Source organism: Nostoc sp., from assembly GCF_036917755.1.
Taxonomy (GTDB): domain Bacteria; phylum Cyanobacteriota; class Cyanobacteriia; order Cyanobacteriales; family Nostocaceae; genus Nostoc.
Genome location: NZ_JBALFC010000078.1, coordinates 1 through 10,683, shown reverse-complemented (window position 1 = coordinate 10,683; position 10,683 = coordinate 1). Strand labels below are relative to the sequence as shown.

Annotated in this window: 11 protein-coding genes; 1 reads left to right on the top strand and 10 read right to left on the bottom strand. The window is 47.5% G+C overall.

Annotated elements, in window-relative coordinates; translation table 11 throughout:
- Positions 1–115: 115 nt before the first annotated feature.
- Positions 116–1,675: a GMC family oxidoreductase gene (locus V7L05_RS17595; protein ID WP_335165847.1), complete on the bottom strand. Its 1,560-nt coding sequence runs from the start codon at positions 1,673–1,675 to the stop codon at positions 116–118.
- Positions 1,676–1,931: 256 nt separating this feature from the next.
- Between V7L05_RS17595 and V7L05_RS17590 the strand changes: the two genes are divergently transcribed.
- A complete protein-coding gene (locus tag V7L05_RS17590; RefSeq protein ID WP_335165845.1) occupies positions 1,932–2,129 on the top strand; it encodes a hypothetical protein in 198 nt (65 codons plus the stop codon).
- A 196-nt stretch (positions 2,130–2,325) separates the two neighbouring features.
- Here the strand turns inward: V7L05_RS17590 and V7L05_RS17585 are convergent, their stop codons facing one another.
- The 9 genes from V7L05_RS17585 to V7L05_RS17545 all read right to left on the bottom strand — a co-directional run.
- Positions 2,326–3,360: a catalase family protein gene (locus V7L05_RS17585; RefSeq protein WP_335165843.1), complete on the bottom strand. Its 1,035-nt coding sequence runs from the start codon at positions 3,358–3,360 to the stop codon at positions 2,326–2,328.
- A gap of 16 nt (positions 3,361–3,376) precedes the next feature.
- On the bottom strand, positions 3,377–4,027 hold the full coding sequence (locus V7L05_RS17580) for a nitroreductase (RefSeq protein WP_335165841.1): 651 nt from the start codon (positions 4,025–4,027) through the stop codon (positions 3,377–3,379).
- Between the two features lie 232 nt (positions 4,028–4,259).
- Positions 4,260–5,003: a 3-oxoacyl-ACP reductase family protein gene (locus tag V7L05_RS17575; RefSeq protein ID WP_335165839.1), complete on the bottom strand. Its 744-nt coding sequence runs from the start codon at positions 5,001–5,003 to the stop codon at positions 4,260–4,262.
- 105 nt (positions 5,004–5,108) lie between these two features.
- Entirely contained in the window at positions 5,109–5,516 is a 408-nt protein-coding gene (locus tag V7L05_RS17570; RefSeq protein ID WP_335165837.1) for a hypothetical protein, read from the bottom strand.
- Positions 5,517–5,540: 24 nt separating this feature from the next.
- The gene (locus V7L05_RS17565; protein WP_335165835.1) at positions 5,541–6,479 is read right to left on the bottom strand and encodes an NAD-dependent epimerase/dehydratase family protein; all 939 of its coding nucleotides are present in this window, start codon (positions 6,477–6,479) and stop codon (positions 5,541–5,543) included.
- Between the two features lie 84 nt (positions 6,480–6,563).
- Complete coding sequence (locus tag V7L05_RS17560) at positions 6,564–6,944, bottom strand: nuclear transport factor 2 family protein (protein ID WP_335165832.1); 381 nt, start codon at positions 6,942–6,944, stop codon at positions 6,564–6,566.
- A gap of 37 nt (positions 6,945–6,981) precedes the next feature.
- Positions 6,982–7,533: a DsbA family protein gene (locus tag V7L05_RS17555; RefSeq protein WP_335165830.1), complete on the bottom strand. Its 552-nt coding sequence runs from the start codon at positions 7,531–7,533 to the stop codon at positions 6,982–6,984.
- A 206-nt stretch (positions 7,534–7,739) separates the two neighbouring features.
- Complete coding sequence (locus V7L05_RS17550; RefSeq protein WP_335165828.1) at positions 7,740–8,396, bottom strand: response regulator transcription factor; 657 nt, start codon at positions 8,394–8,396, stop codon at positions 7,740–7,742.
- The coding region (locus tag V7L05_RS17545) for a PAS domain-containing sensor histidine kinase (RefSeq protein WP_335165826.1) at positions 8,393–10,683 on the bottom strand (2,291 nt) is incomplete at its 5' end. The genes V7L05_RS17545 and V7L05_RS17550, both read right to left, overlap by 4 nt.

The window sequence follows — 10,683 nt, the reverse complement described above, 5'->3', positions numbered from 1 at the left end:
TTTGCGGTTTAATCTGATTGCTGCTCTCTACAATTACGAGCTTTTTCTCCCCAAAATCAAATCTTCCTGAGTGACTTTTGCAAGAGGTCTAATGTCTAGAAATCGCGCCAGCGAGTTAGTTTGCAATTGCTCTGATTTGCTTGCTGTCAAACACCACCTGCGGCTTGATTAAATCGGCTGCTTTTTCGCCGATCATAATTGTGGGGACGTTAGTGTTTCCCGTGGTTAGAGTTGGCATAATTGATGCATCTGCGACACGCAACCCCTCAACCCCATATACCCGGAGTTCAGAGTCCACAACCGCCATTGGGTCAGATCCCATTTTGTTGGTGCTGACCGGATGAAACACAGTACCGCAAGTTTCCCGGATGTACGCAACGAGTGCTTCATCGCTAGTCATGTCGGCACCAGGCGCGACTTCTCTGCCTCGAAACTGATCAAAGGCACTGGTATGAAATAATTGGCGCATCAATTTAACTGCTTCAACGAGCTTTTGCACATCGGATTGACTTTGGAGATAGTTCATCCGAATAATTGGTGCGTCTTTGGGGTCAGGCGAACGCAATTTGACACTTCCAATATTTTGGGGATGGGTCAAACTGACTAGACCCGTGAAGCCTACACCAGAGTTGGCATAGCCAGGAGGTGCCCACAGAATCGGCCCGAAAAAAAGCTGTAAATCTGGCGTAACCTCCTGATTCCCCTGACTATGCAAAAACAATCCAGCTTCAGCAATGCCATTACTAGTAATTGCAGGTTGTAAATCCTGAGTTGCCTCGTATACTATGGGAACGAAAACGTGATCTTGGAGGTTTTGACCGACACCTGGCAAATCAACGACTACAGAAATCCCCATTGCTTGCAACTGTTCTGCATCACCAATGCCGGAAAGCATCAGCAGCTTGGGCGAATCGAACGCGCCAGCACTTAAAATCACTTCCTGGTTGACCCTGGCTTGGTGCAGCGTTCCCTCATGCATATATTCCACCCCAACGGTGCGGGTTCCCTCAAACAACAATCGAGTCACTAATGCTCCTGTCATCGTTGTCAAATTGGGACGTTGGAGAATGGGGAGAAGAAATGCGGCTGCGGCACTGTGCCGTTTACCATCCTTGACCGTGAACTGATAGAGTCCTGCCCCTAACTGCTGCATTCCGTTGAAATCAGGATTGTGGTCATATCCCATTGCCACAGATGCGTCTACAAATCGGTGGGAGATTGCAGCCGGGGAAATGATATCGGTCACGCTCAACTCGCCATTCACACCGTGGTATTCCGAGGCACCGCGTTGCTGGTTCTCAGATTTCTTGAAATAGGGCAATACATTTTGGTAACTCCAACCGGGATTCCCTAATTCCTGCCAGTGGTCATAATCGTGAGGATTGCCTCGGACATACAGTAAGAAATTAATCGAACTGCTGCCCCCCAAGACTTTGCCACGAGGACAAAAGATTTTGCGATCGTTGAGGTACGGTTCTGGTTCAGAGAAATATCCCCAGTCTACCTCGGAGCCTAGTAGATTTGTGCATTCCACCGGGATTTGAATTTCCGGTTTAGTATCTGGGTTGCCAGCTTCGATTAATAACACTGTTGTTTCATTGTCTTCTGTCAGACGGTTGGCAACAACGCAGCCTGCCGAACCTGCACCAATCACAATGTAGTCATATTGAGTCATGATATCCTCCTTTTGTACCTCTGCTGTTTTTAGGTAAATAAAATTGCCAGGACGACAAAACTTTTAAAGAAGATTTTAGACGGTTGAAGCAAATCCAGGCGATCGCCAATTACCATCGGGGTGGCAACATTCTGGTGTTAAAATTAGATGCGATCGCTCAATGTGAATACAATCTCTAGTAGTCTGTCAAGCGAAGTTTGAAGGGTAAATAAACGAACCACAGAGGCGCAGAGGGCACAGAGAGAGAAGAAAAGAGATGTTTCAGAAGTGTCTCACCCAGCATAGTTGGCTTGACAGAGTACTAGAATCAACCTGTTTTATCTACGCTGGTAGCCAAGGCGGGCAAGATGCCATTGCTGTCAAGTTAAGACGAAATCACTTTGGTCAACTAGTAATTATGCTGAAAACCAGCCACACTACAAAGTATGAAATTAACTTTTGTACTGGCTTTTGAGGGCAAAAATCAATGATGCGTTTAAATATGACGCGTAAGCTAGCCTAAAAATTGTGTTTTCTACCCCGATTTCAGCAAACTTTTGAGTAAGATTACTTATTGACAATTGCTCCTTAACTTGAAGTTGACACCAATGGCTTTTCGGCCCACCCCACAAGTAGTAGTAATTTATTTCTTGGAAATCCCTAAAGAGAGACTACTGAGGGTCATCCAAGATTGAACTGTGAGCTTGCGGTTCTTGAATGCGGTGTTGTATATAGTTCCGTCGAGCCTTTGCGATTTCTTGATAAACTTTCTTACGAGCTAAGTTAACGCTACCCAGAGGCGCGTGTTCAGTCAGGGTATGCCAGGGGTTGAAGGAGAGTCCTTCATTCAACCGATCCCGCTCCTGGAAGTCGAATTTCTGAGTGGGAATTCTAATAGTTGCAAGCTTAATAAACGGTGAGTCTTCCTCTTTCCACTCTTGCATCGGATCTTCGATAGGGGTTTTCTCGTCATTGACATAGCACTGTACCAGAAAGTCAAAGGTGGCCTCTTGACCGTCTGCCGACAGATAGGCGACTATTGCTTCACGCAGGTAATTCTCGGAGTCGGGGATCGAATTGGGAGACTCTTGCTGTTGAGGTTTTACGGAATATTTGATGGACTGAGAACCCAATTGATAGGGCGTTGTACTCCAGTATTGAATCAGCAGTGGATTGGCAACTTGTTTGCTGGTGACTGCCTTAAGGATTTCAAAAGTGGGGGCTAGCGATCGCAATTCTTCTGCATCTGCCTTACCAACACTTGCTTTCGTCAAGGCGGCAAACCCTTGAGCATTTTTCACAAAAAAGATCGGCGTATTAATCAGCAGAAAATCTTGAGTTTCCGGCTCATCATCCAGTACTTTTTGACCCTCTACCTGCATGAGTTTGATGGCCATTGCTCGAATATCGGGTTCTAAATCCGACTTGAGTTTACCGCGTTTCTCCGCATCGGAAGCATTTGAGAAACGCACCCAAATTGGATAGGTCTTAGGGTGAGCGAAAATGCCAACCTGTAATGATTGGGGAATGTTGTCTTCAATAATAAATTCTCCCCAAACTAAGCCGTGGCTTTTGGGATGATCTTTCCGCAGGTCTGGCCCTTTTTCAGCTTGAACATTGAGATCGATATCCAGAATAGTATCAGTTGCCGCTTCTTGTGTAGTAGTAGATTCTTGTGTAGTAGTAGATAAGTTGGCATGAGTCATGGTTTTTCTCCTTTTTTCAATTGCTCTGAAACAAGACGTTTTTCTCAACGGCCTCACGGCTTATATGCAGATGATTAGCGGGAAAATCAGGATCGGCATAGCCAACGGCTAAACCACAAAGGATCGATAATTCCGGTGAGATGTTTAACTCGCTGCGGATGATTTCGGGATAAGCCGCTAGCGAAACTTCTACACAGGTACCAATGCCGCGAGCGGTTAGGCTCAACACCAGTGTCTGTAAATACATTCCCACACTCAAGGCATCGGCAACGCCGAGAGTTTGGTGCATACAGACGATACCAACCAGTGGTGCGCCAAAAAATTCGTAATTACGCAGAACTGCCAGTTGTCTATTCGCCTGATCGTCACGAGCAATCCCCATCGCCCCGTAGACTTGGGCGCCCAGTTCCTGGCGGTAATGCTGGAAGGCAGAAGGCAGGGGAGAGATGTTAGGTGGATGCTGCTTGGCTTGATTTAGCAAAGCCTGTTGCAGACGATCGCGGCGGACGCCTTGGGCGAACACCAACCGCCACGGCTGGATGTTTGAATTCGACGGTGCGAGCTGCGCTAGAGCGAGGGCTTCATCGAGTAAAGCCCGTGGCACTGGTTGGGATAAGAATTTGCGTGTTGAGTGCCGGTCTTTAATAGTTTGGTCGAGATCAAACATATTTTTTCAACCTCTATGAGAAATAAATGCGATCGCTCAACCGGGATTCCAGTAATTTACCTCATAAATATGCTCTTCTAATCCTTATTTGGATGCCTAAGTCAGGAATTTACCCCCTGAGTTATACCAATTCTCTAAAATTAAGCAACAGAATCCAAGCCCAGAATACATCCGCCTTACTGAATTACGAATTACGAATTACGAATTGGTATTAGGCATCCACCTACGGCAGTTATGCGCTGAACCCTCCGTCAATCATCAGGTTTGCGCCGGTGATGTAACCGGACTCAGGTCCGGCCAGATAAGCAACCAGCCCCGCAACCTCTTCGACGGTGCCGTAGCGGACTACCGCGATCTGCTTTTTGAGCATCTCGGCAAACTCACCCTCCGAGGGATTCATATCCGTAGCGATCGGGCCGGGCTGCACGTTGTTGATCGTAATTCCGCGTGGCCCAAGGTCACGCGATAGCCCTTGCACAAGCCCTTGCAGAGCAGATTTACTCATGGCATAAACGCCGCCACCAGGAAATGGCATCCGTTCGGCATTGGTGCTACCGATGTTGATGATGCGTCCGCCCTCTTTCATGTGCTTGACTGCGGCTTGCGTCGCCACAAACACGGCACGCACGTTAACGGCGAGGGTGCGATCAAAGTCCGCCAGCGTGAAATCGTCAATCGGAGCGATCGCTAGCACGCCCGCATTGTTAACGAGAATATCAATGCCGCCGAATTTGTCTACAGTCTGCTCAACAGCAGCGACCACCGCACTGGCTTCGGCACTGTCGGCTTGGATGGCAAGTGCTTGGACACCTAGCGCCTGCGCTGCCTGCACGATTTCGTTAGCGCGATCGGGTGAGCTGGCATAGGTGAAGGCGACATCAGCGCCTTCACTTGCTAAACGCTTGACGATCGCTGCCCCAATGCCGCGACTGCCTCCGGTAATGAGTGCGCGTTTATTCTTGAGTGTCTGGTTCATGTTCGATACCGTGCGATGAGAAATTGGATAATTTGCTGTATGTCTAATGAAAAAAACTCCTCTAAATTGGGAACAAGCAGGTATTTATGGAAAATAGGAAATAATTCATATAACCGTCTCTGGTTGCTGAATCTTTTTCAATGCCCAGATGCCAATCCAACAGCCGAATCCATCCACAATTAATATTAGGATGGCTGTGATTTGGAAAAGCAGACCCCAACCTGCAAAGGAAACTTGAGACAGATGATCGGGACTAATCACGATTAAATGATTGTAGATTCCAAAAAGGAGCGATCCTGCTATTGAACTGAGCAAGAGCCAGCTACCAATGCGGTAGAACTGTGTCCAAAGTAAAATGGCTGCAATGATCGGAATCGGAAAAATCACAATACCCACAAACAAACTCTGAAGGAGAGAGAGGGGAACTGGGATTTCCACATGCGCTAAACCATGCAATCCGTTTATGATCGCATGAATTACCACGATCGCTGTTCCATATTGAGCAATCTTCATCTTTAAACTTCTCCCTATAAATTGTTAACTGGCATGAGCCACGGCGGAGTTAACTATCCATTCCAAGGGTCGAGGCTGAAAATTTAATTCGCGTTTTGCCTTAACATTCGATGCGCCTCGCATCTGAGTACCATAATAGACCGCATCGGCGCCACTAAGAAGCAGAGCATCCTCAACCGATATCTGGGTCGGTGGTGGAGCATTGAGCCATTGGGCATAAGCAGAAAGCCACTGGCGAACCGCTAAGGGTTGATCGTCGGTAATCAGGTAAATGCCAGGATTACCCCGATCCACTGCCGCAATTGTAGCGATCGCCGCATCCTCAATGTGAACCCACGACCATACGCCTTCGCCATTCCCAACGATCGGGAACTTTTGCTGGCGCACCTGTTGGGCAACATCGCCATCGGCAGCAAACCAGGTACCGCGTCCGTAGAGGAAGCCATAACGCAAAGCAATCCCTTCTAAGTTGGGCGTTTCGAGTAAGCGACGCTCGATCTCAGTAACTATGTGAGCATCTGCTGCAACCGCAGGCGAGGCATCAAAAGCTAGTGGCGTTTCTTCGTCTGCCAAGCCTGCACCGGGAACCGCCCAAAATGCGATCGACTGCCTCAGATAACGGCGCACACCAGCTGCTTGCGCTGCCGCCAGCACATTGGCACCTCCTTCTCGACGGATGCGAGTGTTCAGTGGTGCTGCTGCACTCATCGACTCGCCAGTGTAAGTTTTGGGCAGGGAAGTGAGTTGTTCAATCACCACTTCCGGTTGAGCGCGGGTGATCGCAGCTTTGACAGCATCTGCATCGAATACATCTGCGATCGCTGGTTCTACACCTTGTTCGGCTAAAGTCCTGGCTCTTTCTGGAGAACGCGTCAGAGCCACTACATCATGTCCTAAGCCGAGTAGTTGCGCGATTAACGGACGACCGATCGCTCCCGTTGCGCCTGCAACAAAAATCTTCATTTGTGAATCTCCTGTTGAAACCTGTGAGCTATTTATAAATAAAACGAAAGAGTGTCGTTGGTTGTGACAAAATGAGTTAAAACGTTATACCAGAGCGGCATTCATTGCATCAGTGTCGATGTAAACCTCTAATCGCACAATTTTTTCCTCCTTGACTGTCCAGATGTGAGCCAAGTTACAACTAAACTTTTTTCCAGTTAGCTTTGCTACACCACTAGTCTTACCGATCGCAACTATTTGATTGCCAGCTTGAATGTAGTGAGATATCTCGACTGAAGAATCAATCAGGGGAAAAATCTTTAATAAAAAAACCTTGATTTCATCAAAGCCACGATACTGACCACCCCAAGGTAACTCTTCAGTTTGATAAAATTCAACATTAGGGGACATTAGAGAAAAATAACTAGGAATATCTTTTTCGTTGAGGTAAATGTAAGCCTTCTTGACAATTTCTATAGCGTTCATTTGCATACTTTCCTCACATTACATGGATTGAGAATTTCTAGCTTGGGCGTTGGCGTAGCCTCTGGTAGATAATCGCTGCGAGTAATCTCTCTGTATCCCAGGCATCCCGATAGCGAACTCCGTTAACGAATAAAGCTGGCGTACTACTGACACCGCTTTGTATACCACCTTGAATGTTTTGATTGACCCGCTCGGCATGAACATGGTCTGTCATGTCCCGAAGGAATTGATCGATGTCAAGCTGTATGTTATTAGCATACTCTAGAAGATGCCCATCGTTAAGGGCATATTGATTCTCAAATAAGAGATTGTGCATCTGCCAAAACTTATTTTGAGCGGCGGCGGCTTCTGCTGCTTCTGCTGCCCTTTGTGCTTGGAAATGAATGTGTGTGCGCGGGAAATGGCGGAATACAAACCGCAATTGGATTTGTTGCTGAATCTCTTGAATCATCCGATGAACCTCACCACAGGAAAGACATTGATAGTCACCGTATTTAACTAAAACGACTGACGCATCCATTGTTCCTTGGATGTGTTCGTGTTCTGAAATTGGCATGAGCAGTCCGTCACCATCGCTTGTCTGACTCATCGTTTTTTTATCCAGTCTGGTGGATAGCATCCTGGCGATGAAAACGCTTGAAAAAATGGTAAGAAATTGAATGTTGTTTCTTTATTCTCAAAATACGGGAATTGCTCCCACTTTGTCGCATCCCCCACGAGAAGTATTTGCACTAGCAACAAGGATAGCGATCGACCTACTCTTAGGGCTAGGAATGACGAACTTATTCTAAATTATCAAAGCGTAATAATGCCGCGCTTCAGAGCAACAATCATCGCCTGAGTGCGATCGCTCACTGCCAACTTGCTGAGAATATTTTTGACATGGAATTTGACCGTTCCCTCAGCGATCGCCAAAGCAGTGCTAATCTCTAAGTTGCTCTTACCCCTTGCCATCAGGCGTAGCACCTCCAATTCACGATCGCTCAATTCTGGGCTACCGATCCGCTCTGCCAATTTTGCGCCTATGGCAGGGGGGATGTACTTTTGACCTCTGTGAACTGCCCGAATCGCTGTCAGTAGTTCATCCGGTTCTGCGTCCTTTAAGACGTAGCCCTTTGCACCCGCTCGCAGTCCCCGATAGATGTCTTCGTCGCCGTCGTAGGTCGTTAGGACAATGATCCGAGCCTCGGCAAACTCAGGGCAAATGGTAGCGATCGCTTCAACTCCGCTCAACTCAGGCATCCGCAAATCCATCAACGTGACATCGGGTTGATGTTGGCGGAACAATTCTACTGCTTCGTGCCCGTTGCCAGCTTGCCCAACCACGGTCATATCCGGTTTATAGTCAAGTACGGCTGCTAGACCTTCTCGCATAAATGGATGATCATCGCTGATCAAGACGCGGATTACAGAGGAGCTTGGTGTCGGGGATGATCTGTGCGGGTGCGTCATGGCGTTTGTACTCTTACTACGATTTCTGTCCCTTGTCCAAGGTGGCTCTGAATCGTCAATTCTGCCCCAATCCGTTGGGCGCGTTCGGTCATTCCGAGTAATCCAAAGCCCCGAATAACAGACAGACTGCTGCTTTCAAACCCTTGCCCATTGTCTTTAATCTGCAAGACGAACTGCGTTGGCGTAGCCCGCCGCAGGCATCGCTCCGCCCCCGTCAAGCATCGCTCATACCGCAACTCAACCTGAATTTCACTCGCGTTCGCATACTTAAATGCATTGGTTAACGCTTCTTGGCCAATGCGAAGCAGATTCGCTTCGACTTCGTTCGGCAACACATGGGGTTCACCAATCGCTTTGCACACGACCTGAACTGTCGTATGGGAAAACATCTGAGTAGCAAGTCGATCAAGGGCACTATGTAAATCCCCTTCTTCTAAAATCTGCGGGCGGAGTGCCTCTACCGATCGACGGGCATCGGCAAGCCCGGAACGCGCCAATATCCGCCCCGTTTTCAGGTGTGACTCGGCGGCATCTGGATCGATTGTGAGGCGCTGGGAGGCAGCATCTAAGTGAACGATGATGCTAGTAAAAGCTTGGGCTAGTGTATCATGGATTTCCCGCGCTATGCGGTTGCGTTCTTCCAGAATTGAGGCTTCTTCAGCAGATTTGCGTTCACGTAGTGCAGCGTTTCGCTGTTCGCTAATGTCTGCGATCAAACCATAGTATCCTCTCACTTGAGCATTGCGATCAATATCGGGGATGGAGGTGACAGCAACATACTTTTTACCAAACGGCAAAGAGATTTCTGCCTCATAGGTTGTAATCTGTCCTGCTAGCGCTCGATTGATGTAAGGTTCAATAATTTGATAAGTTGTCTCACTCATGACTTCACGAACCTGCTTACCCAGAATTTGATCTCGACTACAGCCATACCAGTCCTCATAAGTTTGGTTGGCAAATCGATAGCGCTGATCTGTATCTATGTAACATATACAAACGGGGAGAGCGTCGGTGATCAGTCGTAACTCCTGTTCTCGCTCGCGCAGGGCTGCTTCGCTTTGCTGTAAAGCTGCTGTTCGTTCTCTTACCTGTTGCTCTAAGGTGCGGTTATAATTTGCTAGCAGTTGTTCTGCTTGTTTGCGCTCTGTGATATCTTGAAAGGCTGCGATCGCATAAGCCACATTGCCCTGTTCATCAAAAATTGGAGTTCCCCACCCTTCAACTGGAATGGTTGCATTGTTTTGGTGAATTTCTAAATCATCAATTCTAGTGCGTTCACCGCTCAATGCCCGCATCACTGGCAGGTTATCAATAGGATAGGGTTGATCCGTTCCCGCCAGATAAAGTTGATAAACCTCTGCAAGTTGATCCGGTGTCGCAGAGGGAACAATGCCTTTGCCCAATAGCTGAATTGCCTGTTGATTGGCGTAGTAAGGGCGACCCAGCATATCCACAACTCCAATTCCCACCGGAACCGCTTCTAAAAACTGGGTCATCTTACTTTCGCTGGCGCGTAGCTTGGAGTACAGTTTGGCATTTTCGATGGCAATGGCTGCCTGGGTTGATAACAGATGCAAAACAAACTGGTAACCAGACTCGATGTTTCCGACCATCCCACAAAGAATCATCCCAAAGGTAGCATAGGCAAAGGGAGACACAAACGCATTGCCATATTGAATTGACAAGTTGACTTGTTTAGACACAAGTAGCGGCATCAAATCAGGAACAGCAATATAGGCAGCAATCGTGATGCTTGATAAGATTCGCATCGCCGCCAACTTTTCCGGCTCGGTCATTTTTGGCAAATGGCTCAAGTCTCCAATCGGCTTCTCGCCAAAGAGTGATGCGATCGCATCTAGTTCAAGCTGAATATCTGACTTACTTGGCTGTTGAGGAAAACTGATCCCTAGTTGCTGCAAAACTTGCAATGCAGTATTGATCGCTTTCAATGGCTGGCTCTGCGCCATATCGGTTTGAATTTTGACTTCGTAAACTTTTACAATGTCGAGAACAGTTTTGCCCTCTTGCACAACGATCGCTACCCAGTGTTCTACCTGCTCAAAATCGCCACACAAGTACGCTAATTCTGTTGTTTCTAAATATAAATCTAATGTCAAGTCATAGTTTGTTTGCCAGCTAGAAGCTGCCAGCCAAACTCTTGCTGTGGCTAAATATTTTTGCGCTGTATTGTGGGCGATCGCAGCTTTTGCTTTCTGTCCTGCGATTAAATTTAATCTCGCAATTTCATTGCGTTCTGATTGATCTGCAACAAGCTCAATCCCATGAT